The sequence below is a fragment of the Rhizobium sp. Rhizsp82 genome (genome assembly GCF_047325115.1).
GTDB lineage: Bacteria > Pseudomonadota > Alphaproteobacteria > Rhizobiales > Rhizobiaceae > Rhizobium.
Map to the genome: position 1 here is coordinate 120,963 of NZ_CP168570.1, position 21,736 is coordinate 142,698.

21 protein-coding genes and 2 pseudogenes are annotated in these 21,736 nt (G+C 61.6%); 11 read left to right on the forward strand and 12 right to left on the reverse strand.

What is annotated here, in order from left to right; translation table 11 throughout:
• The first annotated feature begins 147 nt into the window (after nucleotides 1-147).
• The 4 genes from ACEN84_RS05355 (at nucleotide 148) to ACEN84_RS05370 (ending at nucleotide 3,264) form a co-directional block, all read left to right on the forward strand.
• Nucleotides 148-1,428 carry an MFS transporter gene (locus tag ACEN84_RS05355; protein WP_203428067.1) on the forward strand — a complete coding sequence of 427 codons (1,281 nt, stop codon included), beginning with the start codon at nucleotides 148-150 and terminating at the stop codon, nucleotides 1,426-1,428.
• A gap of 25 nt (nucleotides 1,429-1,453) precedes the next feature.
• A complete protein-coding gene (locus ACEN84_RS05360; RefSeq protein ID WP_112719876.1) occupies nucleotides 1,454-1,645 on the forward strand; it encodes a DUF1192 domain-containing protein in 192 nt (63 codons plus the stop codon).
• A gap of 378 nt (nucleotides 1,646-2,023) precedes the next feature.
• Entirely contained in the window at nucleotides 2,024-2,539 is a 516-nt protein-coding gene (locus ACEN84_RS05365; protein WP_112719877.1) for a DUF1465 family protein, read from the forward strand.
• A 104-nt stretch (nucleotides 2,540-2,643) separates the two neighbouring features.
• A complete protein-coding gene (locus ACEN84_RS05370; RefSeq protein WP_413710226.1) occupies nucleotides 2,644-3,264 on the forward strand; it encodes a hypothetical protein in 621 nt (206 codons plus the stop codon).
• Nucleotides 3,265-3,338: 74 nt separating this feature from the next.
• Here ACEN84_RS05370 and rpmE read toward each other — a convergent pair whose 3' ends face one another.
• Nucleotides 3,339-3,560 carry a 50S ribosomal protein L31 gene (rpmE, locus tag ACEN84_RS05375; protein ID WP_027508080.1) on the reverse strand — a complete coding sequence of 74 codons (222 nt, stop codon included), beginning with the start codon at nucleotides 3,558-3,560 and terminating at the stop codon, nucleotides 3,339-3,341.
• A gap of 123 nt (nucleotides 3,561-3,683) precedes the next feature.
• Here rpmE and ACEN84_RS05380 point away from each other — a divergent pair, with 123 nt between their 5' ends.
• From ACEN84_RS05380 to ACEN84_RS05390, 3 genes are all read left to right on the forward strand, one after another.
• The gene (locus ACEN84_RS05380; RefSeq protein WP_413710227.1) at nucleotides 3,684-5,555 is read left to right on the forward strand and encodes an ABC transporter transmembrane domain-containing protein; all 1,872 of its coding nucleotides are present in this window, start codon (nucleotides 3,684-3,686) and stop codon (nucleotides 5,553-5,555) included.
• A 61-nt stretch (nucleotides 5,556-5,616) separates the two neighbouring features.
• Nucleotides 5,617-5,904: a BrnT family toxin gene (locus ACEN84_RS05385; protein ID WP_413710228.1), complete on the forward strand. Its 288-nt coding sequence runs from the start codon at nucleotides 5,617-5,619 to the stop codon at nucleotides 5,902-5,904.
• A complete protein-coding gene (locus ACEN84_RS05390) occupies nucleotides 5,891-6,232 on the forward strand; it encodes a DUF1508 domain-containing protein (RefSeq protein WP_207225195.1) in 342 nt (113 codons plus the stop codon). Before ACEN84_RS05385 ends, ACEN84_RS05390 begins: the two co-directional genes overlap by 14 nt.
• Before the next feature lie 3 nt (nucleotides 6,233-6,235).
• On the opposite strand, the gene ACEN84_RS05395 is transcribed toward ACEN84_RS05390, so the two are convergent.
• The gene (locus ACEN84_RS05395; RefSeq protein WP_413710229.1) at nucleotides 6,236-7,456 is read right to left on the reverse strand and encodes an adenylate/guanylate cyclase domain-containing protein; all 1,221 of its coding nucleotides are present in this window, start codon (nucleotides 7,454-7,456) and stop codon (nucleotides 6,236-6,238) included.
• 230 nt (nucleotides 7,457-7,686) lie between these two features.
• Here ACEN84_RS05395 and ACEN84_RS05400 point away from each other — a divergent pair, with 230 nt between their 5' ends.
• Both ACEN84_RS05400 and ACEN84_RS05405 read left to right on the forward strand, forming a co-directional pair.
• Complete coding sequence (locus ACEN84_RS05400; protein ID WP_413710230.1) at nucleotides 7,687-8,676, forward strand: Bug family tripartite tricarboxylate transporter substrate binding protein; 990 nt, start codon at nucleotides 7,687-7,689, stop codon at nucleotides 8,674-8,676.
• Between the two features lie 65 nt (nucleotides 8,677-8,741).
• Nucleotides 8,742-8,930, forward strand: a complete 189-nt coding sequence (locus ACEN84_RS05405; protein WP_112385480.1) for a YegP family protein — start codon at nucleotides 8,742-8,744, stop codon at nucleotides 8,928-8,930.
• A 40-nt stretch (nucleotides 8,931-8,970) separates the two neighbouring features.
• Here the strand turns inward: ACEN84_RS05405 and ACEN84_RS05410 are convergent, their stop codons facing one another.
• From ACEN84_RS05410 to ACEN84_RS05425, 4 genes are all read right to left on the reverse strand, one after another.
• Nucleotides 8,971-10,608, reverse strand: coding sequence for an FAD-binding dehydrogenase (locus ACEN84_RS05410; protein WP_413710231.1), 1,638 nt, complete (start codon nucleotides 10,606-10,608; stop codon nucleotides 8,971-8,973).
• Nucleotides 10,609-10,730: 122 nt separating this feature from the next.
• On the reverse strand, nucleotides 10,731-11,762 hold the full coding sequence (locus tag ACEN84_RS05415) for a peptidoglycan -binding protein (RefSeq protein ID WP_112719884.1): 1,032 nt from the start codon (nucleotides 11,760-11,762) through the stop codon (nucleotides 10,731-10,733).
• Nucleotides 11,763-11,765: 3 nt separating this feature from the next.
• On the reverse strand, nucleotides 11,766-12,851 hold the full coding sequence (locus tag ACEN84_RS05420) for a MotA/TolQ/ExbB proton channel family protein (RefSeq protein ID WP_112719885.1): 1,086 nt from the start codon (nucleotides 12,849-12,851) through the stop codon (nucleotides 11,766-11,768).
• A gap of 113 nt (nucleotides 12,852-12,964) precedes the next feature.
• Nucleotides 12,965-13,765 (reverse strand): inositol monophosphatase family protein, encoded by an 801-nt coding sequence (locus ACEN84_RS05425; RefSeq protein ID WP_112719886.1) that lies wholly within the window; start codon nucleotides 13,763-13,765, stop codon nucleotides 12,965-12,967.
• A gap of 211 nt (nucleotides 13,766-13,976) precedes the next feature.
• On the opposite strand from ACEN84_RS05425, the gene ACEN84_RS05430 reads away from it, so the two are divergent.
• Together ACEN84_RS05430 and ACEN84_RS05435 are read left to right on the forward strand one after the other, a co-directional pair.
• Complete coding sequence (locus tag ACEN84_RS05430; protein ID WP_413710232.1) at nucleotides 13,977-14,555, forward strand: TetR/AcrR family transcriptional regulator; 579 nt, start codon at nucleotides 13,977-13,979, stop codon at nucleotides 14,553-14,555.
• 71 nt (nucleotides 14,556-14,626) lie between these two features.
• On the forward strand, nucleotides 14,627-15,367 hold the full coding sequence (locus tag ACEN84_RS05435) for a 3-oxoacyl-ACP reductase family protein (protein ID WP_413710233.1): 741 nt from the start codon (nucleotides 14,627-14,629) through the stop codon (nucleotides 15,365-15,367).
• 33 nt (nucleotides 15,368-15,400) lie between these two features.
• On the opposite strand, the gene ACEN84_RS05440 is transcribed toward ACEN84_RS05435, so the two are convergent.
• The 6 genes and pseudogenes from ACEN84_RS05440 to ACEN84_RS05465 all read right to left on the reverse strand — a co-directional run bounded on the left by ACEN84_RS05440 (nucleotide 15,401) and on the right by ACEN84_RS05465 (nucleotide 21,721).
• Entirely contained in the window at nucleotides 15,401-16,498 is a 1,098-nt protein-coding gene (locus ACEN84_RS05440; RefSeq protein ID WP_130282046.1) for a protein-glutamate methylesterase/protein-glutamine glutaminase, read from the reverse strand.
• A gap of 12 nt (nucleotides 16,499-16,510) precedes the next feature.
• Nucleotides 16,511-17,365: a CheR family methyltransferase gene (locus tag ACEN84_RS05445; RefSeq protein ID WP_413710234.1), complete on the reverse strand. Its 855-nt coding sequence runs from the start codon at nucleotides 17,363-17,365 to the stop codon at nucleotides 16,511-16,513.
• Nucleotides 17,366-17,392: 27 nt separating this feature from the next.
• A complete protein-coding gene (locus tag ACEN84_RS05450; protein WP_112719891.1) occupies nucleotides 17,393-17,869 on the reverse strand; it encodes a chemotaxis protein CheW in 477 nt (158 codons plus the stop codon).
• Between the two features lie 2 nt (nucleotides 17,870-17,871).
• Nucleotides 17,872-19,008: pseudogene (locus ACEN84_RS05455) on the reverse strand (methyl-accepting chemotaxis protein); the annotation flags it as partial.
• Between the two features lie 135 nt (nucleotides 19,009-19,143).
• Nucleotides 19,144-19,695: pseudogene (locus ACEN84_RS05460) on the reverse strand (MCP four helix bundle domain-containing protein); the annotation flags it as partial.
• Between the two features lie 313 nt (nucleotides 19,696-20,008).
• Nucleotides 20,009-21,721 carry a methyl-accepting chemotaxis protein gene (locus ACEN84_RS05465; protein WP_413710235.1) on the reverse strand — a complete coding sequence of 571 codons (1,713 nt, stop codon included), beginning with the start codon at nucleotides 21,719-21,721 and terminating at the stop codon, nucleotides 20,009-20,011.
• Nucleotides 21,722-21,736: the final 15 nt, after the last annotated feature.

A 21,736-nucleotide genomic window follows, 5' to 3' on the forward strand; every position in this document is an offset into this window, starting at 1 on the left:
TGTCACAGGACGGACATTATTCCGCGCGAACACAAGATTTCTTCATGCCGTAACGGCATTCCGGGGCACAATCAACACCATAGGGGCTAGGCGGGACAGCGTCTCGTCTTATGTCTTTTCAACACAGAACTCTTCGAGAGTGGGGATATGAGAAGAAATCTGCTGTCCGTCGCCGCGCTGCTTTTCGGAACGCTTTTCCTCTTCATGGGCAACGGCCTGCAGGGCATCCTGCTTCCCGTCCGCGGCAATCTCGAGGGCTATGCCACAACCACGCTCGGCCTGCTCGGCACATCCTGGGCCGCGGGCTTTGTCGTCGGCTGCCTCGTGGCGCCGAACATGGTGCGCCGTGTCGGCCATGTGCGCGCCTTCTCCGGCTTCATCTCGATCATCGCCATCTCCGCCTTGTTCAGCGGCATCATCATCGATCCGTTCTGGTGGATCGCGCTGCGCGCCGTCACCGGCTTCTCCACCGCCGGCACCTCGATGATCATCGAAAGCTGGCTGAACGAGCGGGCGACCAATGAGAGCCGCGGCGCGATCTTCTCGCTCTATATCGCCATCACGCTCTTCGGCGTCGTCGGCGGCCAGATGATGATCCCGCTCGAAGATGTGCGCACGCCCGTTCTCTTCATGATCTGCGGCGTCTTCTATTGCGTCGCCATGCTGCCGACCACACTCTCGACGGCAGCCTCGCCGCAGCCGCTGAAGGCGGTCAGGCTCGACCTGCCGGCGCTCTATCGCAATTCGCCCGTCTCCTGCCTCGGCATCCTGCTCGTCGGCATCGCCAATGGTGCCTATGGTACGCTGGGCGCGGTCTTCGGCGCCGGTGCCGGCCTTTCCGATACCAGCATCGCCATCATGATGAGCGCCACGATCTTCGCCGGTGCCGTCATGCAGTTCCCGGCCGGCCGCCTCTCCGACCGTATCGACCGCCGCTATGTGCTCGCCGCCATGTCGGCGCTTGCCGCCCTCGCCGGCATCCTCATCGTCGTCTTCAGTCCGTCGGATCCCTTCTGGGTGATCGGCCTCGTCGTCTTCTACGGCGCGGTCGCCAACACGCTCTATCCGATCGCCGTCGCCCATGCGAACGACTTCGCCTCCTCCGAGGATTTCGTAAAGGTCTCGGGCGGTCTGCTGCTGCTCTATGGCATCGGCACGGTGATCGGCCCGACCATCGGCGGCCCGGTCATGTCCGTCGTCAGCCCGCACGCACTGTTCCTGGTGACTGCGATCGCGCATATCCTGATCGCCGCCTACGCGATCATCCGCAGCCGCCTGCGCGCCGCCATCCATCCAAGCGAACGCGACGCCTATACGACGATCCCGACGGCAACCTCGCCGATGATCACGCCCGAGAGCATGACCCTTGCCGACCGCGGTTCCAGCAAGGCTCCCGAAAGCGGCGATCCTGCTGTAAAGTACGGCTGAAAAGCCAACGCAGGAGGATTGCCCCATGAGCTTCTTTGACGAGGAACGGCCACAGAAGAAGACAGCGCACGAGATCGGCCAGGATCTGTCGCTGCTGTCCGTCGGCGAACTCAAGGAGCGCGTCGAGCTCCTGAAAAGCGAGATCGCAAGACTCGAAGCCGAGTCGGCGAAGAAGGCTTCCGGGCGCGCTGCGGCCGAAGGCCTGTTCCGCTCGTAAAAGCCCGAAAAAAGTCACAGGCAAGCGCAAAACGCGCCGCGGCAAGTCTCAATCAAGAACAGTATTAACATACAATTAAGCTTTACGAGCTATTACTTGACGCATCCAGATTTCGTCTGGATCTCAGACAGTTTTCCATGCGGTGAATTGGTCTGATTTTTCTCCCTGTTTTACCTTGAGAGCCGCTTTTGCGGCTCTTCTTTTTGCCTGCGCGGCCGTTCACCACGAATCTGTGGAAGTTAACCCTTTCTTAAGAAACGCCTTGCGCATTTAGGGTAATGATACCATCTTAAAGACATAAAGACCCGCCGCTGAAACTTTTACTTCCGGCTGGCGTTACCTGACCATATGTAGACGCGTGCAACAGGGACCATTGGAATGTCGGAACTTGGTTTGAATACGATCAGCTTCGCAGGACGCGCCGCAGCATCGTCGCAGTTCAAGACGCTTTATGCAGAAGGCATGTCGCTGGTCGAAGAAACCGCAGCCTACCTTGATGGTAACGGCCGCGCCGCTTCGAAGGTCCTGCCCCGTATGGCATCCGTCCTCTACGCAGCAGAATCCATGCGCCTCACCACCCGCCTGATGCAGATGGCATCCTGGCTGCTCCTGCAGCGCGCCGTCAACAACGGCGAGATGTCCCGCGATCAGGTTCTCGCTGAAAAGAACAAGGTTCGCCTCGACGGCTTCAACGTCGACCGCAACGCTCCGGGCTGGGGCGATCTGCCGGAATCCTTCCGCGATCTCGTCGAGCGCTCGCTGCGCCTGCAGAACCGCATCGCCCTGCTCGACCGCGAAATCTACCGTCCGTCGGAAGCACCGATCGTGCACGACAACCAGAACAGCGTCCAGGCACAGCTCAGCCTGCTGCAGACGGCGTTCGGCAACAACTAAGTTTCTACTGCCATACTTTAAAGACCGGCCGGCTGTGTTCCCTGCACAGTCGGCCTTTTCATTTGTGCCTCTCTGGCTCAGCCTTGAAGGAAAGGTGGTGCGCAATGGTGACCACTGCCATTAAATTCCAGAACCAGATTTACAGCCCAACCTTCCAACTGCTTAGGGATTTAGCGGCGACGCCACTTGTTATGGACCCCGATTCAAACAGCCTGCTTCACAGGCTCGAAGGACTTTGCATTCACACTAACCACTTTGGGGAGCGGAATAATCTTCCGATTAAGCGAGACCAGAAGCTGCAGGACATTGCCAACTCAGCAAAGCACTCACGGTCAAAGAATCCCGTGCATCTTAAAACCTTTGGTACATGGGAATACGCGGACGGCCTTTATCGATTTATCTCGCACGGCATCGAAGCAACATGGAATGATGGAGCGACAGCTGACGCTGTGGACTGCTTGATAAGGCATGTGAATGATCTTGGCCATAAACTTGGGGCGACGTTGCCACAGCTCAGTAAGATGGAGTCGCACTATGGCTTCTACACTTGGGCATTTGCCTATCATGTGCCGATGATCTCAGCTGGAACTCTATCTTCGCGGTTAAAGATCGTGAGAAGGGCAGCATCTGGCTACGCAGCTTTCAGCCCCACAGAAGTCAAGTTTGTTGCATTGGCGGAACATTTGATTGGCCAAGAACCGACAACGCACTTCCCGCAAGCCTGAACTAACACCATAAAATACAAAAAAGCCCGGTCGAAACCGGGCTCTTTTCAAATTCCGTAGTACCGCAGAAGCGATTAGAGGCCGAGGCCGCCGAAGCGCTTGTTGAACTTGGAAACGCGGCCACCGCGGTCCATGAGCTGCTGGTTGCCGCCCGTCCATGCCGGATGGGACTTGGAATCGATTTCGAGGTTCATGACGGCGCCTTCCGAACCCCAGGTCGAGCGGGTTTCGTATTCGGTACCGTCAGTCATGACCACCTTGATGACGTGGTAGTCGGGATGGATATCAGCCTTCATAACAATCTTCCTGCGATGCCAGGGTCCAATTTGACGCATGTCATTGCGGCAAGAGAACCGATTGAATAAATGAAGCCGCAGTCGCGAAGGCTACGGCTTCCCATTCGGATGCGGTGCCTATACATGAAGGCCATCCGGATAACAAGTGCCAACAAGCTGGTGATCAACGGTTTGAAGGCGATTGGAGATGATTTGACAGACGCAGTGCAGGGCGGGGAAAAGAAGTCGCGGTCGCTGAAGCCTCTCGGACGGTTGACGCCTTATATCATGCGCTATCGCGGCATGGTCGCCGGAGCTCTCGTCGCGCTCGCACTCGCCGCCGTCACCTCTCTTGCCCTGCCGCTCGCCGTCCGCCGGATGATCGATCACGGCTTCACCCAGCCTGACGGCACCTTCATCAACAGCTACTTCGCCATGCTGATGGGGATGGCCGTCGTGCTCGCGATCGCCAGCGCGCTGCGCTACTATTTCGTCATCACGCTCGGCGAGCGCATCGTCTCGGATCTGCGCCAGGATGTGTTCGCGCATGTCACTCGCCTCTCACCCTCCTTCTTCGATGTCAACCAGTCCGGCGAGATCGTCTCGCGGCTGACGGCCGATACGACGCAGATCAAGTCCGCCGTCGGCGCGACAGCCTCGGTGGCGCTGCGCAACCTGATCCTCTGTTTCGGCGCCATGGGCATGATGGTCGTGACATCGCCGAAGCTCGCGAGCCTGGCGCTCGGCGCCATCCCGCTGATCGTCTTCCCGCTCGTCGCCTTCGGCCGCTCGGTGCGCAAACGCTCGCGTGCCGCGCAGGACACGCTGGCGCAAGCCTCCGCCTTCGCCAACGAGACGATCGCCGCAACCCGCACCGTGCAGGCCTTCAACGGTGAAGACGCCGCTTCCAGCCGCTATGCTTCCGCCGTCGAATCCGCCTATCAGGCCGCGCGTTCCGCCATCCGTTCGCGGGCGCTCCTGACCGGTATCGCCATCACCCTGATCTTCGGCAGCGTCGTCGCCGTTCTCTGGGTCGGCGCTCACAACGTTCTGACCGGCACGCTGTCTGCCGGCACGCTCGGCCAGTTCCTGCTCTATTCGGTGATTGCCGCCGGCTCGCTCGGCGCGCTCTCGGAAGTCTGGGGCGAGCTCTCGCAGGCCGCCGGCGCCGCCGACCGCCTGACCGAGCTGCTGGACGAAGTCTCCCCTATCTCTGCCCCGGCCAAGCCAGAAACGCTGCCGATGCCCCCTCGTGGCAGGGTCGAATTTACCGATGTCCATTTCGCCTATCCCTCGCGGCCGGACAAATCCGCCCTGCACGGCCTGACCTTCAACGTCGTGCCCGGTGAAACCGTGGCGATCGTCGGTCCGTCCGGCGCCGGCAAGAGCACCGTCTTCTCGCTGCTGCTGCGTTTCTACGATCCGCAACTCGGCGGCATTAGCGTCGATGGTCTCGATGCCCGCAGCGTCTCGCCTGACGATCTGCGCGAGCGCATGGCGATCGTCCCGCAGGACGTGACGATCTTCGCCGCCTCGATCCACGACAACATCGCCTTCGGCCGCCCCGGCGCCAGCCGTGAAGAGGTGCGCGCCGCGGCGATCGCCGCACAGGCCGACGAGTTCATCGCCCGCCTTTCGAACGGTTACGACACCGAGGTCGGCGAACGCGGCATCACGCTCTCAGGCGGCCAGCGCCAGCGCATCGCCATTGCCCGCGCCATCCTGAAGAATGCCCCGATCCTGCTCCTCGACGAAGCGACATCGGCTCTCGATGCCGAAAGCGAAACGCTGGTCCAGAAGGCTCTCGACGGCCTGATGCAGGGCCGCACGACGCTGGTCATCGCCCACCGCCTCGCAACCGTCCTCAAGGCCGACCGCATCCTCGTCATGGACCAGGGCCGCGTCGTCGAGGAAGGCACCCACCAAACCCTCATCCGCCACGGCGGCATCTACGCCAAGCTTGCCAAGCTGCAATTCGATGCAGGGGCTGAAGAGTTTCTGGCGGCGGTGAAATAAGCTACCTCTGATTGTATTGACGTGTTCGATGCTTTAGCATTCCACCCAGGGGTGGGATGGCATGAGCATCGGTGGTTTCGATTGGGATGAAGGCAATTGGCCGAAATGCGGCAAGCATGGTCTAAGCCGGAGCGATATTGAGTTCATCTTCCGGGGCGACTTTGCGACGGTTGAGGACCCGCATGCCGCGACTACCGAAAAGCGGCAGCGCGCTACCGGTAAGACCAGCGCGGGGCGCTACGCATTTGTCGTATTTCGCCTGCGTCAACGAAACGGTGTAATATTGATCCGTCCGATCAGTGCCCGATATATGCACGGGAGCGAGGTCCAGCGTTTTGAGCAAGTTTGAAAACAAACCGCTACCGGAATTTGAAACCGACGAAGAAGCTGAGCGTTTCGTCGATGAGGCAGACCTCAGCCAATTCGACCTACGGACGAACCGGCGCATGGTCCGCTTTGATTTTGTCGAACAGGACGCCGCACGGTTTCAGATCTTCTTAGATCAAGACGGCAAATTTCGCTTCCGCCTTCGAGATGGAACCGGAAACATATTGTTGGTGTCTGAGGCATACCAAAGCAAGGAAGCCGCGATACAGGTCATCGAAGCCTTCAAGAGCGGTGTCGTTGACACCGAAACCGACAAGTCGACGCCTCCAAAAGTAGCATCGCGGAAGTAAGCCTCACCCCTCCGGAAAGGTGAAGACATCGACTGGCTCGCCGAGACCGCGCAGCGGGAAGGTGCCGACGGGTTTCAGTTCGGCGCCGCATTTGGCCATATCGACGAAGGCTTTCGAGATCAGAACCGGCTGGCCAACGTCCTTGGTCAGGGTTTCCAGCCGCGAGGCGACGTTGACGGCCGGGCCGATGACGGTGAAGTCGAGGCGTTTGCGCGAGCCGATATTGCCGTACATCACATCGCCGACATGGACGCCGACACCGTAGCGGAGCTCGACGACGCCGCGTTCGGCGTTGAACGTGTTGAGGTCGTTGATCGCCTTGCGGGCTTCCTTCAGCGACGTCAGCAGATTGCGGCAGGCATCGGGATTGCTGAGCGGAAAGATCGCCAACAGCCCGTCGCCCATGAATTTCAGGATCTCGCCGCCATGCCGCTCGATCGGCTCCGACATCGCGTCGAAATAGGCGTTGAGCAGCTCGATCACGTCGTCGCGCGGCCACATGTCCGAGATCGTCGTGAAGTCGCGCAGATCGCAGATCAGGATCGCCGCGCCGACAGTGCTGCCGCTGCCGCGGGTGGTGGCGCCTGCCAGGATCTGCTCGCTCGCATGCGGGCCGACATAGGTCTGCAGCAGGGTGCGCGCCAGGATATTCTTCACCCGGATTTCGCTCACCAGCGTCAGCGCCGGAAGAAGATCGCGCAGGAAAGCGATCTGATCGGCGGTGAAGCCACCGGCAACATTGCTGGAGAAGGTCACCACATGCCGCTTGCCGAGCGTGTGCTCCAGCGGCCAGGCGATGTAATCTGTCAGCCCCTCGCCGCGCAGTTCCTCGTAAAGCGCATAGTCGCTGCGGATCTCGCCTTCGAGGTCCTGGCGCACTTCCGAAGCGCCGCTGAAAATCTCGTTCATCGGGCTGCTGAGGAACTGCGGCGTGTTTTCGACACCATAGCCGAAGGTGGTGATTTTCGCGTCCTTCATGCCCGGCCGCCACAGAACCCGCGCACCCATCCATTGCGGATGCAGCGTACGGAAGTGCAGCGTAGCCCGGCCGAGCGGCACGCCCGCCTCGATCAGCCGCTCGTTCATCTCGACGAAGATATTGTCGATGAACCGTTCGCTGCGGGTTTCGTTGACGAGCCAGTCGAGGATACGGCGGCGGCGCAGCGGCCAGGCGCCGTCTTCGGCAGCAGTGGAGATGGAAAGAGCATCGGGGGACGGATGCATATCAAAACCTCATGAGGGCCACCCGCGGGGCGAGCGGCAGAAGACTTGCTTTATCCCTAGATGGTTATCGGAGGAGCAAATGTAATATCAATCCCCCATTCCAAGGCGACTAAAGTCGAATTCGCTTCGGCACCATCCGTGGTTGCCTTTAAAGCCCGCTGCCCTAACCTCCTCCTGCCCGGTCAGACGCAGCCGGGTGCATAGCTGTTGAATTCTGGGAGGAGAATCGAATGGCGCTTTTCAATTTCACCCGCCGGGCAAGCCTGGCGCTCGGCCTTGGGCTGTTTGCCACGCTCAGCGCCGGCACGGCGATGGCGGAAGGCTTTCCGGATCGCACGATCACGATGGTCGTGCCTTTCGCGGCAGGCGGATCGACCGACGTGGTGGCCCGCATCATCGCCGAGAAGATGTCTGCCGATCTCGGCCAGCAGGTGATCGTGCAGAACGTTGCCGGTGCCGGCGGCAATCTTGGCGCCGATAATGTCGCCCGCGCTGAACCGGATGGCTACACCATCCTGATGGGCACCGTTGCCACCCACGCGCTGAACCCGCTGATCCTGAAATCGACGCCCTATGACCCGCAGAAGGATTTCTCGCCAGTCTCGCTTCTCGTCATCGTGCCGAACGTGCTGGTCGTCAATCCGGAGCTGCCCGCCAAGAACGTGCAGGAACTGATCGCGCTGTTGAAAGCCGAGCCGGACAAGTGGAGCTACGCCTCTTCGGGTAACGGCACGCCGCTGCATCTCTCCGGCGAGCTCTTCAATTCCATGGCCGGCACCAAGATGCAGCACATCCCCTACAAGGGTGCCGGGCCGGCGCTGACCGATCTTCTCGGCAACCAGGTGTCGATCATGTTCGACAACCTCCCCTCCTCGTCCGGCCATATCAAGAGTGGCAAGCTTCGGGCGCTGGCGGTCACGACGGCCCAGCGCGCGCCCTCTTTCCCCGACATTCCAACGGTCGCTGAATCAGGTGTTCCGGGCTACGAGACCTATACCTGGAACGCGCTTTTCGCCCCGGCAAATACGCCGACCGATGTCGTCGCCAAGCTGAACGAGTCGGCCAACAAGGCGCTCAAGGATCCGGCTGTCGCAGGCCGCATGAAGGAGTTCAGTGCCACCATCGTCGGCTCGACGCCGGACGAGCTTGGCGCCCATGTGAAGGCCGAATTGGCGAAGTGGGAGCCAATCGTAAAAGGCGCAAATATCCAGATGGAATAGTCTCAACTTTTGCTCTAGATTATCGCCTGTTACCGGGGCAACTTCCTGATTTTGGGAGACATTCGATGTATAAGTTTGAAGTGTACAAAGACAAGGCCGGCGAATTCCGTTTCCGCTTCAAGGCGTCTAACGGCGAGCAGATGTTCGGCTCGGAAGGTTACAAGGCCAAGGCATCCGCGCTGAGCGCCATTGAATCCATCAAGAAGAATGCGCCCGGCGCAACAGTTGACGATCAGACCAAGCCCACGGCTTGATCCTGACAAAGGCGGCACCCGATAAGGTTGCCGCCTTTTCTCATACCGCTCGTCCGGCCACGCGGCCGGAAAAAATACAACCGCCGAGGAAGGTCCCTTCCAGCGCGTTGTAACCATGCATGCCGCCACCGCCGAAGCCGGCGACCTCGCCCGCTGCATAGAGACCAGGCACCGCATTTCCATCAGGACCGATTACCCGGGCCGACAAATCCGTTTCCAGCCCACCGAGCGACTTGCGCGTCAGGATGTGCAGCTTGACAGCAATCAGCGGACCCTTGGCAGGATCGAGCAACCTGTGCGGCCGCGCGGTTCTGAGCAGCTTGTCGCCGATATAGCCGCGAGCGCCGCGGATCGCCGTCACCTGCGCATCCTTGGAGAAGCTGTTTCCTATCTCGCGGTCGCGCGCCTCGATCTGATGGCGGATATGCGACACGTCGAGCAGCCGCTCGCCGGTCAGCGCATTCATGCCATCGACCAGCTGCTCCAGCGTGTTGCGGACGATGAAATCCTCGCCCTTGTCCATGAAGGCCTTCACCGGCCCCGGCGGCTCGCTGCCAAGGCGCTGCAACAGCAGCTTGATATCCTTGCCTGTCAGATCCGGGTTCTGCTCGGAGCCGGATAGCGCGAATTCTTTCTTGATGATCGCCTTGGTGAGGATGAACCAGCTGTAGTCGTAGCCGGTCTGTCTGATCGCCTTCAGCGTCCCCAACGTATCGAAGCCCGGCATGGCAGGGGCGGCAAACCGGTTGCCGCGCGCATCGCACCAGAAGGACGACGGCCCAGGCAGGATGCGGATGCCGTGGTTCGCCCAGACCGGATCCCAGTTCTTCAAGCCCTCGGTATAGTGCCACATGCGATCGCCATTGATGACCCGGGCGCCCGCCCGCTCGCCGATCTCCAGCATGCGGCCGTCGACATGCGCGGGCACGCCCGCGACCATGGAAGCCGGTGGAGGTCCGAGCCGCTGCTGCGGCCAGTTGCGCCGGACGAGATCGTGATTGCCGCCGATACCGCCGGAGGTGACGATGATCGCACCGGCCCGGATCTGGAAGGTGCCGGAGATCATCCGCGCCGTCGGCTTGCCGCGCGGCGCGCTGTCGGGCACCAGCACGGTGCCGAAGGCGCCGACGACAGTGCCGTTCTCGACGATCAGGTCGTCGACGCGATGGCGGAAGGCGAAGGTGATCTTTCCTTCTTCCTCTGCCGCGCGCACACGGCGAATGAACGGCTCCAGAACCGCCGGTCCCGTTCCCCAGGTCAGGTGAAAGCGCGGCACCGAATTGCCGTGACCATGCGCCATGCCGCCGCCACGCTCAGCCCAGCCGACCACGGGAAACCAGCGCATGCCCTGCTGATGCAGCCAGGACCGCTTCTCGCCCGCGGCAAATTCGAGATAGGCTTCGGCCCAAAGCCGCGGCCAGTAATCCTCCGGCCGGTCGAAACCTGCGGAGCCCGACCAGTCCTGCCGCGCCAGATCGATATTGTCGCGAATGCCCAGCCGGCGCTGCTCGGGACTGTTGACGAAGAAAAGCCCGCCGAGAGACCAGAAAGCCTGGCCCCCAAGGCTCTGCTCCCCTTCCTGATCGACGATGCAGACCTTGTGTCCGCGATCGGCAGCCTCGGCTGCCGCCACCAATCCCGCCAGGCCTGCGCCGATGACGAGCACATCACATTCCATCCCGAACGCCTCCCCCGCATTCACGAATCCAAGGTTATGCAGTGGCAGCGTCAGCTGCAACTGCTGGATTTCACTCTCTGAAATTTGGGGCGATGGCAGGGCGGCGAAACGCCACCCCACACTTATTTCTCGGTGAGCTTGAGCTCGATACGGCGGTTCGTCGCCCGCGCTTCTGGCGTGTCGCCCGGCGCGATCGGCTGGAACTCGCCGAAACCGGCGGCCACCAGGCGGTCGGCAGGAACACCCTGCGAGATCAGGTATTTGACGACCGAGATCGCGCGCGCCGAGGAGAGCTCCCAGTTGTCGCGGTAGCGGCCGCTGCCGGAGAGCGCGACATTATCCGTGTGGCCATCGACGCGCAGCACCCAGTTGATCTCCGGCGGAATTTCCTTGGCGAGATCGAGAAGTGCGGCGGCAAGCTTGCCCATCTCGGCCGTGCCGTCGGGGTTCAGATCCGAGCTGCCCGATGGGAACAGCACTTCCGATTGGAACACGAAACGGTCGCCGACGATGCGAATGTTTTCGCGGTCGGAGAGGATTTCGCGCAGGCGGCCGAAGAAGTCCGAACGATAGCGGTTGAGTTCCTGCACGCGCTGCGCCAGCGCGACGTTCAGGCGGCGGCCGAGATCAGCGATCTTCGTCTGCGAGGTCTGGTCCTTCTGCTCGGATGCCTGCAGGGCCGCTTCGACGGCGGCGATCTGGCTGCGCAGTGCCGAAATCTGCTGGTTGAGCAGCTCCACCTGGCTCATCGCCCGTTCGCTGACCTGTTTTTGCTCGTCGAGCTCCTTGGTCAGGCCGCCAATCTTCTGCTGCGCGGCGTCCTGCCCGCCGGAACCGGCGTCGAGCAGCGCCTGCAGCCGCGAGCGCTCACTCTCGGCTCCCGCAAGCGAAGCCTGCAGATTGGCAACGGAATCTTCGAGATCCTGCTTGCTGCCCTTCTCGAGCGCCAGAAGCTGCGTCAGCTCGTTGATCTGGCTGTTGAGGCGGTTCAGCACCTCGTCACGGCCGGAAATCTCGCGGCTGAGAATGAACTGGCCGACGACGAACACCGTCAGCAGGAACATGATGGCGATCAGCAGCGTCGACAGCGCGTCGACGAAACCCGGCCAATAATCGACCGTACGCTCGCGGCGGCGGTTCTTGGCAAGAGCCATGGCTTATTTGCCCTCGCTCTTTTCGGTCTGGCTGCTGCGGTAGCTGGTGCGCTCCTGGCCGCCGATGCGCTCGGCAAGCCTGTCGAGCGTGCGGCGCATCGCCTTCGCCTCGTCCTGCTGCGCCTCTATCCAGTCGCGCAGCATCTGCTGCTCGTTGCGCATGTTCTTGACGAGGCCCTGAATGCCTTCGGCGAGGCTCGCCATCGCGGCGACCGAGCGCTGGTTGCCCGCACCCCCTTCTTCCGAAACCTTCTTCAGATAATCGGAAAGCGCACGGACATCTTCGGACGATCCGGCAGGCGCATCGAGCGCGGCGGCAACGGGAACATCGGAGCCCACGTCGGTGACCGACGACAGTGCGTTTTCCAACTCCATATAGAAGCGGTTCTGCGCGCGGCCGGCCTGCAGGTCGAGGAAGCCAAGGATCAGCGAGCCGGAAAGGCCGAGCAACGAGGACGAGAAGGCCTGGCCCATGCCCGACAGCGGAGTCGACAGGCCTTCCTTCAGGGTGGCGAGAACATCGCCAGATCCGTTCGATCCGGCATCCAGCGACTGAATGACGTTGCTGATCGAGCCGATCGTGCCGATCAGGCCCCAGAAGGTGCCGAGCAGACCGAGGAAGACGAGCAGGCCGATGAGATAGCGCGAGGTGTCGCGTGATTCATCGAGGCGTGTGGCGATCGAATCGAGGATCGAGCGCAGCGCCGTCGTCGACAGCGTCGCCGTGGATTTGCGGTTACCGATCAGCGCCCGCATCGGCGCCAGCAGCCGCGGATTGCGGTTCACCTTGTCGGCGCTGCCTGCGGCGCGGAACGAATTGAACCAGCGCACTTCCGGGCGGAGCGCCAGAACATGATTGAAAACCAGAATGATGCCGACGGCGAGAACGCCGAGGATCAGCCCGTTGAGGCCGGGATTGTGCATGAAGGCCGTCTGCGTCTGCCTGAAAAGGATCGCGGCGATGAAGCCGACGATCACCAGGAACAGGAGCATCGTCCAGAGGAAGGACATCGGGCTGGAGAGTTTGTACGTATAGGTACCGCTCGGTTTTTCGGTCGAGCCGAACTCCGCCGCATTCACATTTTCCATGGTCTCGCAGCCTCCGGATTGCTAGCATCGGGAGACTAGAGCAACATTGTGCCGAATTGAAGTATGCCGGGACAGAAAACCGTGTGTTTACAACAGTCGGTTTTGATGAGGTCCTACTTCGAAGGGATAGGGCGCTTGATGACTTCCATAAGCGCTTTGTGGATGTACTCGTTGCCGGCGACGACTGCGCCACCTTCAACGACGTTTGCTCCACCATCCCAATCGGTTGCGTAGCCGCCTGCTTCGCGGATCAGCAGGATGCCGGCAGCGATATCCCAGGCCGAGAGACCGTTTTCCCAGAAGCCGTCGAAACGGCCGGCAGCGACGTAGGCGAGATCGAGCGAGGCCGAGCCCATGCGGCGCACGCCGGCAACTTCGCCCATCACATGGCGCAACTCGACGAGGAACTTGCCGTGATTGCCGCGGCCGAGATGCGGCACGCCACAGGCAACGACGGCATCCGACAAGACGCGGCGGGCGCCGACGCGCAGGCGGCGATCGTTGAGGAATGCGCCACCGCCACGCTCGGCGGTGTAGAGTTCGTCGGTCGCCGGATTGAAGACCACGCCTGCGACGATTTCGCCGTTGCGCTCAAGAGCGATCGAAACGGCAAACATCGGAATGCCGTGCAGGAAGTTGGTCGTGCCATCGAGCGGATCGACGATCCAGCGATGCGCGCCGTCGGTGCCCTTGATCTCTTCGCTTTCCTCGCCGAGGAAACCGTAGGTCGGGCGGGCCTTCAGAAGCTCGTCCTTGACGATCTTCTCGGCCTTGCGATCAGCGTTGGAAACGAAGTCGCCCGGTCCCTTGACCGAAACCTGCAGGTTCTGAACTTCCCCGAAATCACGCCCCAGCGACTTGCCTGCCTTGATGGCAGCCTGAACCATGACATTGAGAAGAGCAGAACGGGCCATGTTGGCAATTTCCTTGGAACTGGTACGGGGTCGCTGTCAGGGCGGGAAAGGTCCCTGATCGCCGGAAAAGGCAGCGCTTTATAAGATTGGCGGCCTCAAGACCACAAAATCACGGAAATTTCAAGGGGAGAGGCGCTGAGCGGCGCCAGCCAACGCCGGAGAGGTTAAAATTATTCTGGACAAATCAGTCCAGAAACCCTATCTGAGGGTCATGGCACGTCACAAGGAATTCGACCGGGACAAGGCTCTCGGCGCCGCTATCGGCATCTTCTCCCAGCACGGCTATGAGGGGAGCTCGACCGATGCGCTACTAACGGCGATGAAGATCAGCCGGCAAAGCATGTACGATACCTTCGGCGGCAAACGCAGCCTCTATCTGGAGGCGCTGAAGCGCTACAACACCGACAGTGTCGCGCGCATCGTTGATGACATGAAGGGGAACGGCTCTGCGCTCGACGCGTTGGAAGCCGCCCTCGTCGCCTTCGCCTCGCGTCCCACTGCCGAGGCATCGCTCGGCTGCATGGGCGTCAGCGCCGTCTGCGAGTTCGGCAGAACCGACAATGACGTCGCGACGCTGACAGACAGCGCTTCGGCCACTCTCGGCCGGGCAATCACCAGGCTGATCGAAGACGGCCTGGCAAGCGGCGAGATCGGCGCCGAGATCAATCCGGATGCCGCCGTACAATTTCTTGGCGCAACGCTATCCGGCATGAAGGTCAGCGCCCGCAACGGCGCCACACCGGACATCCTCAGAACAGTCGCCCGCCTCGCCATCCGCAGCCTTCGCTAACAAGAGGGTTGGCCGAGCGCGCCTTTGCATATCCAATTCTAGACTAAATAGTCCAAATAAGGAGACATGACATGACGAAACCTCTTGATGGAAAGACCGCACTGGTGACCGGCGGCTCCCGCGGCATCGGCGCAGCAATCGTCCGCCGTCTTGCCGAGGACGGCGCGGCGGTGGCCTTCACCTATGCAAGTTCGAAGGAGAAGGCCGAGGCTCTAACGGCCCGGATCGAGGCCGAGGGCGGCAAGGCAATCGCCATCCAGGCCGATAGCGCCGATGCGGCCGCACTGCAGGCGGCAATCGATCAGGCCGCCCGCCATTTCGGCGGGCTCGATATTCTGGTCAACAATGCCGGGATCCTGATGCGCAGCCCGATCGACAGCTTTTCGCTCGAGGATTTCGACCGCATGTTCGCCATCAACGTCAAAGCGGTCTTTGCCGGTACGCAGGCGGCTGCAAGGCACATGCAGAGCGGTGGCCGGATCATCACCGTCGGCAGCGTCACTGCCGAGCGCAGCGGCTTTCCCGGCGCATCGGTCTACAGCATGACGAAGGGTGCGGTCGCCGCCATGACCCGCGGCCTTGCCCGCGATCTCGGCCCTCGTGGCATCACCGTCAACGCCATCCAGCCCGGCCCGACGGCGACGGACATGAACTCGGATCCGGGTTCGCATGAGATGCTGCAGGGGCTGATGGCGCTCGGTCGTCTCGGCGAGGACCGCGAGATTGCAAGCCTCGCCGCCTATCTCGCCAGCCCCGATGCATCCTTCGTCACCGGCGCTAGCCTGACGATCGACGGCGGCTATCTCGCCTGAAAACAGAACCGGCGGCCAAGGCCGCCGGCTTTCCTAGAATTTCTGCTGTGTCAGAAGCACTTCGCGGGCGATCTGGTCGAGCGGCAGGATGCGGCTGACGCCGCCCTTGGCGATCGCTTCCTTCGGCATGCCGAAGACCACGCAGCTCGCTTCGTCCTGCGCCACCGTATAGGCGCCGGCCTGGTGCATTTCGAGCATGCCGCGGGCGCCATCGTCGCCCATCCCGGTCATGATGATGCCCATGGCGTTCGAGCCGGCAGCGCGCGCCGCCGAGCGGAAGAGCACGTCGACAGACGGGCGGTGGCGGGAAACCAGAGGCCCTGTCTTCACCGAGACATAGTAGCGAGCCCCCTGGCGCTCCAGCAGCATGTGCCGGTCGCCCGGCGCGATCAGCACGTGGCCGCGCAGAACAGCGTCGCCATCGGCGGCTTCCTTGACCTCGACTTCGCAGAGACCGTTGAGGCGCTTGGCGAAGGCGGCGGTGAACTTCTCCGGCATGTGCTGAACGATGACCATGCCTGGAGCATTCGCAGGCAATCCTTCCAGAAATTCGCGCAATGCTTCCGTTCCGCCCGTCGAGGCGCCGACGCAGACGACCATCTCGGTGGTCTTGGCCATGGCGCGACCCGTCGGCGGCGGCAGCATCGCATCGGCCGTCAGCTTCTTGGCCGGACCGTCGGCCGAGGCTGAACGCGCCGCACCCGCCACACGGCGAGCGGAGGGAAGGCGCGCATGAGCCGCACCCTTCACCACCTCGCGAATGCGGATCGCATCGTCGGCCAGACTGTCGGCCGCACCGATCTTCTGCTTGAGAATGATATCCACCGCACCGGCTTCCAGCGCCTGGATCAGCGTCTCGGAACCTGCTTCCGTCAGCGACGAGCACATGACGACCGGGATCGGATGCTGCGACATCAGCTTGCGCAGGAAGGTGATGCCATCCATGCGCGGCATCTCGACATCCAGCGTGATGACATCTGGAACGTCTTCCTGGAGCTTGCGGGCGGCCATGAAGGGATCTGTCGCCACCCCCATGACTTCAATATCGGGATCTTCCTCGAGAATGCGCACCAGCGTCTGACGAACGCTGGCGGAGTCATCGATGACGAGAACGCGAACCTTCTTTCCCATCTCTTTCCTGCTCTACTTCTTCTGGAACACCGTGTTGGAAACCTGCTTCAGCGGCAGGTCGAATCCGGTGATCGATTCCGAGTGGCCGATGAACATGTAGCCGCCATCGGCAAGGCAGTCGCAGAGCCGCGTCAGCACGGATTGCTGCGTCGGCTTGTCGAAATAGATCAGCACATTGCGGCAGAAGATGATCTGCATCGGTTCGCCGACCGGATATTTGTCGTCCATCAGGTTCATGCGCGCAAAGCCGATCTTGCTGCGCAGCTTCGGCGCGATGCGCACTTCGCGGCGCCCGGCCTGCTTGGCGGTCATCACATATTTGCGCTGCAAATCGTAAGGCACCGGCTGCACCAGATCCTGCGCATAGATGCCGCGGCGCGCCGTCTGCAGCACATCGGTGCTGAGGTCGGTCGCCAGCACGCTGTAGGAAAGACCGGCATTCTCTTCCACGAATTCGGAAAGCACCATCGCCATCGTATAGGGCTCGGCGCCCGTCGAGCAGGCCGAGCTCCAGGTGCGGATCTTGCGCACGCCGCTCGAAACCAGCGCCGGCAGCGCCGTCATCTGCATATACTCGAAATGCTTGGCTTCGCGGAAGAAGTCCGTCTTGTTGGTGGTAACGACGTCGATCAGATAGACCGTCTCCTGATCCAGGCCGCCTTCATCGAACAGGAAATCGCAATAGTCGTCGAATGTCGAATGGTTGGTGGCGCGAAGGCGGCGGCGCAGCCGGCCCTCCAGCATCGTCAGCTTCGACGGCGGCATCTTGATGCCGCTGTAGTCGTAGATGAACCGGGAAAGCTTGTCGAAATTGCGCTTGCTGATCCGGTCGCCCGGCAACTGGGCTTCCACTGCTGCCATACTCATAACTCAAAACCCCCAAAAGTCGGCAGCCTAAGCTGCCGATTGCAATGCCGAAGCGTCCTCGCGCGACAGGAGCCGCGCCAGGTCGACGATGACGACGAAGCCGTTTTCACGGCGCACGACGCCAGCGATGTAATCGGAACGCCAGCGGGTACCGATATCCGGCGCCGCCTCGATCTGGTCCTGCCGGAAGGGCGTCACCTCGAAGACCCGGTCGGCGACGAGGCCGAGCGTCAGCACCCGGCTTTCCATCGGTATGTCGAGAACGAGCACACGCGTATGCGGCGTGGGCACGGTCTTCGACATGCCGAGTTTCAGGCGCAGATCGATGGTCGGAACACCCTGGCCGCGCACGTCGCGAAGGCCGAGCAGATAGTCGGGACCGTTGGGAATCTTGAAAGCTTCCGCATAGTCCAGAATTTCCCGCACCACCTCCACCGGAACGGCGAAGATTTCATCGCCGAGGCTGAAGGTCACGAATTGAGCTTCCAGGGATGTCGAGGCCATGATTATGCGCTTTCCTTGAATTCGGCGTCACCGTCGTCGGGACCACCCATTGACATGTCCAGGGCAAAACCTTTCGCGCGGGCCTGCTGGCTGGCGACGCTGTTGGCTGCCGCAACCGCCTTGACGGGCTTGCGCGGCGAAGCGGCGGGGCGGGCGCTCATCCGGGCAGCTGTCGTGCGGGCGTGGCCCGAGGTTTCGACCTTGAAGAAGGCGATCGAGGCCTGCAGTTCCTCGGCCTGGGTGGCGAGCTCTTCCGAGGTTGCCGACATCTCTTCCGATGCGCCGGAATTCTGCTGGGTCACCTTGTCGAGCTGCTGGATCGCTTCGTTGATCTGGGCCGCACCGATATCCTGCTCGCGGCAGGCGGCGCTGATCTCGGAGACGAGTTCGGCGGTCTTGCGGATATCCGGCACCAGACGGCCGAGCATGTCGCCGGCATCCTGCGCTGCCTTGACTGTGTCGGTCGACATCGAGCTGATCTCGGCGGCAGCAGACTGGCTGCGTTCGGCAAGCTTGCGGACTTCCGATGCGACGACCGCGAAGCCCTTGCCATGTTCGCCGGCACGAGCGGCTTCGACGGCGGCGTTCAGAGCGAGAAGGTCGGTCTGACGGGCGATTTCCTGAACGATACCGATCTTCTGGGCGATGGTGCGCATGGCCTCCACAGCGCGTGCCACGGCCTCGCCGCTCGTTTCAGCATCCTTGGCGGACTGACGGGCGATCTTTTCCGTCTGGGCGGCGTTATCGGCGTTCTGCTTGATGTTGGCTGCCATCTCTTCCATCGAGGCAGACGCCTCTTCGGCCGATGCTGCCTGCTCGGTCGCGCCCTGCGAAACCTGCTCGGCGCTGGCCGAGAGTTCCTGGCTGCCGGAGGAAACGTTGTCGGCGGCCGAGAGAGCATCGGCAACGACGCCGCGCAGACGCTCGACCATGCTTTCCAGCGACAGTCCAAGCACGTCCTTGTCGGACAGCGGCTTCGGTGTGACGGTGAGATCGCCATTGGCGATCTTGTCGGCAATGCTTGCCGTATCGCGAAGATTGGCCGTCATGGTGTTCAGGGCATCGACGAGGTCGCGGACTTCATCGTTGGAATTGACGGTCGCAGTCGCCGAGACATCGCCGCGTGCGACGGCACTTGCGAGATCGGTGGCTGCCGAAAGGTTCCGCTTGATGGCGCGGGTCACGAAGATCACGACACCGATCGCGGCGAGCGTAATCAGCAGACCCATCGTCACGGTCATCTGGATCAGCGAGTGGAAGAGAGCAATGCCCTGCTCGCGCAGATCCTTGGCGGCCTTCAGCTGATATTCGGTCAGCTTGCTGATGCCGTCGGTCGTCGGGTCGATCGCAGGATAAAGGTCGTTCTTGGCGAATGTATCGAGCTTGGCGGTATCGCGCGTCTGGAGAATGTCCTGAAGCTCGGCGACCTTGACGTCGGAGCGCGCCATGTCGGACTTCACCTTCTCGGCGATCACGCTTTCTTCAGGCGTCAGCTGGGTGGCGAGATAGGCCGACCACTGATCGGAGATGACATGCTTGGCGCCTTCGATATTGGAGGCGGCCTGCTGCCAGTCGAGCTTTTCGGCATGCAGCTTGTGCGTCGTATCGACGATGCTGACGGCATAGGCGTCCGACACCAGCTTGAGCTGCTGCAGCGGAACGACGCGGTCGTCATAGATCGACTTCATCGATTCCGTCATGGCGTTCATGCCGTAATAGGCGCCGCCGCCGATGACGCTGGCGATAGCGATGCTGGACGAGATCTGGATTGCAAGAATTTTGGCGCCGATGGAACGGAAGATTCCCTTTTTGCGGCCGGTAGTCATGGGGGCATTCCTCGCTAGAGATGTTCTGGTTGATCCGGCTGAACGCGCGGCTTTCCGCGCCGCCCAAACGGCAGTCGTTCGAAATGTCTTGCTGGTTCCAAAATCATCGTCGCGTCACCGGCACCGTTTTGTACCGGCCTTTTCACGATCGGCAGCAAACCGCTGAGCGCCAGCCACGGATGCTTCTCCCTCGGAGAGCCTTCAAGCCGGTCCGCATCCTGCGGTGGCCTGGGCCGATCGACACCGGCGCATACACACGCCGGGCATTTCATGCCGCGGACTTCTCAGCCCGCGGCACTTGTTCATCTATCGATCAGGCGCTTTCGCGGAAGTCGTCGTCGTGCGAGTCCGGACCGCCCATCGACATGTCGAGTGCGAAGCCCTTGGCACGGGCCTGCTGGGCCGACACCGACTGGCTGCTATGGCTGAAGTGCGAGTGATCGCTGGCGGGCTTGCGAACCGGAGCCGAAGCCTTGACGACCTTGGTCACGGCCTTGACCGGCGTGCGCTGCGCGCTGGAGCGGGCCGCACCTGCGGTATCGACCTTGAAGAAGGCGATCGAGGCCTGCAGCTCTTCTGCCTGTGCAGCAAGCTCTTCCGACGTCGCCGACATTTCTTCCGATGCACCGGCGTTCTGCTGGGTCACCTTGTCGAGCTGCTGGATCGCTTCGTTGATCTGCGAGGCACCGATATCCTGTTCGCGGCAAGCAGCGCTGATCTCGGAGACGAGTTCGGCGGTCTTGCGGATATCCGGAACCAGGCGGCCGAGCATTTCGCCGGCGTCGCGGGCAGCCTTGACCGTATCGCTCGACATCGAGCTGATCTCGGCAGCGGCAGACTGGCTGCGTTCGGCAAGCTTGCGGACTTCCGAAGCAACGACCGCAAAGCCCTTGCCATGTTCGCCTGCACGGGCCGCTTCGACGGCGGCGTTCAGAGCGAGCAGGTCCGTCTGGCGGGCGATTTCCTGAACGATGCCGATCTTCTCGGCGATCGTGCGCATCGCATCGACAGCGCGGTTGACGGCATCGCCGGAAGCCTCGGCGTCCTTGGCGGACTGGCGGGCGATCTTTTCCGTCTGGGCGGCGTTATCGGCGTTCTGCTTGATATTGGCGGCCATCTCTTCCATCGAAGCGGATGCTTCTTCGGCAGATGCTGCCTGCTCGGTCGCGCCCTGCGAAACCTGCTCGGAGGAAGCCGAGAGTTCTTGGCTGCCCGAGGAGACGTTGTCGGCGGCCGAGAGAGCATCGGCAACGACGCCGCGCAGACGCTCGATCATCACGTTGACGTTGCCGAGCAGTTCGCCGATTTCGTCGCGGTTGGTGATTTCGGCGGTCTTCGTCAGGTCACCTTCGGAGACTTCGCGAACGACGGTGTTGGCGCGGGCGAGACCCTTGGAGATCGTGTTGGCGATCCAGAAAGCGGTAGCCGCGGCAATAAGGAATGCGGCTGCAGCAATCGCGATCATCGTGGTGCGGGTATTTGCATATTGAACGTCGGCGCTGTTGTCCGCATCGCTCATCTTCTGCTTTTCGATCTGCAGCATCTCATCGAGAGCGCCATCGATGGCATTTGCGGTCTGGCGTGCGTCACCGACGGAAACCGCGGTCGCACCATCCTTGTTGCCGGCCTGCAGCATCTGGCGGATCTGGTCGTCGGCATCGATGAAGCGCTTGGCGATACCATCGATTTCAGCCCAGCGGGCGCGGTTCTCGGGATCAGCGATCTTCTGAACGCCGCTCAGGGCGGTCGTCAGGTCTTCGCGGGCGGAATTGCCCTTTTCGATCGAGGACTGCATTTCCTTCGGATCGGAAGCCGCAAGCAGGTTCTTCTGCTGGCGAATGGTTTCAAGCTGCGCAATGTTGATGTTCTGCGTCAATTCCAGACGCGCGGCCGGGCCTGCGAGCAGGTTGCCGAGCGTGTCGTTGAGCGAACCCAGGCTCATGATGCCGTAACCGGCCGTGCCCACGAGCATTAATATGATGAAGGTGAACGCTGTCACCAATTTGGCTTTAATTGTCAGTCGCATCGTCCCAGCCCCCTA

Excerpts from the sequence above, each read along its gene's own strand:
- ACEN84_RS05355 (WP_203428067.1), top strand. The coding sequence starts at position 148 with ATGAGAAGAAATCTGCTGTCCGTCGCCGCGCTGCTTTTCGGAACGCTT.
- ACEN84_RS05360 (WP_112719876.1), top strand. The coding sequence starts at position 1,454 with ATGAGCTTCTTTGACGAGGAACGGCCACAGAAGAAGACAGCGCACGAG.
- ACEN84_RS05365 (WP_112719877.1), top strand. The coding sequence starts at position 2,024 with ATGTCGGAACTTGGTTTGAATACGATCAGCTTCGCAGGACGCGCCGCA.
- ACEN84_RS05370 (WP_413710226.1), top strand. The coding sequence starts at position 2,644 with ATGGTGACCACTGCCATTAAATTCCAGAACCAGATTTACAGCCCAACC.
- rpmE (WP_027508080.1), bottom strand. The coding sequence starts at position 3,560 with ATGAAGGCTGATATCCATCCCGACTACCACGTCATCAAGGTGGTCATG.
- ACEN84_RS05380 (WP_413710227.1), top strand. The coding sequence starts at position 3,684 with ATGAAGGCCATCCGGATAACAAGTGCCAACAAGCTGGTGATCAACGGT.
- ACEN84_RS05385 (WP_413710228.1), top strand. The coding sequence starts at position 5,617 with ATGAGCATCGGTGGTTTCGATTGGGATGAAGGCAATTGGCCGAAATGC.
- ACEN84_RS05395 (WP_413710229.1), bottom strand. The coding sequence starts at position 7,456 with ATGCATCCGTCCCCCGATGCTCTTTCCATCTCCACTGCTGCCGAAGAC.
- ACEN84_RS05400 (WP_413710230.1), top strand. The coding sequence starts at position 7,687 with ATGGCGCTTTTCAATTTCACCCGCCGGGCAAGCCTGGCGCTCGGCCTT.
- ACEN84_RS05405 (WP_112385480.1), top strand. The coding sequence starts at position 8,742 with ATGTATAAGTTTGAAGTGTACAAAGACAAGGCCGGCGAATTCCGTTTC.
- ACEN84_RS05410 (WP_413710231.1), bottom strand. The coding sequence starts at position 10,608 with ATGGAATGTGATGTGCTCGTCATCGGCGCAGGCCTGGCGGGATTGGTG.
- ACEN84_RS05415 (WP_112719884.1), bottom strand. The coding sequence starts at position 11,762 with ATGGCTCTTGCCAAGAACCGCCGCCGCGAGCGTACGGTCGATTATTGG.
- ACEN84_RS05420 (WP_112719885.1), bottom strand. The coding sequence starts at position 12,851 with ATGGAAAATGTGAATGCGGCGGAGTTCGGCTCGACCGAAAAACCGAGC.
- ACEN84_RS05425 (WP_112719886.1), bottom strand. The coding sequence starts at position 13,765 with ATGGCCCGTTCTGCTCTTCTCAATGTCATGGTTCAGGCTGCCATCAAG.
- ACEN84_RS05430 (WP_413710232.1), top strand. The coding sequence starts at position 13,977 with ATGGCACGTCACAAGGAATTCGACCGGGACAAGGCTCTCGGCGCCGCT.
- ACEN84_RS05435 (WP_413710233.1), top strand. The coding sequence starts at position 14,627 with ATGACGAAACCTCTTGATGGAAAGACCGCACTGGTGACCGGCGGCTCC.
- ACEN84_RS05440 (WP_130282046.1), bottom strand. The coding sequence starts at position 16,498 with ATGGGAAAGAAGGTTCGCGTTCTCGTCATCGATGACTCCGCCAGCGTT.
- ACEN84_RS05445 (WP_413710234.1), bottom strand. The coding sequence starts at position 17,365 with ATGAGTATGGCAGCAGTGGAAGCCCAGTTGCCGGGCGACCGGATCAGC.
- ACEN84_RS05450 (WP_112719891.1), bottom strand. The coding sequence starts at position 17,869 with ATGGCCTCGACATCCCTGGAAGCTCAATTCGTGACCTTCAGCCTCGGC.
- ACEN84_RS05465 (WP_413710235.1), bottom strand. The coding sequence starts at position 21,721 with ATGCGACTGACAATTAAAGCCAAATTGGTGACAGCGTTCACCTTCATC.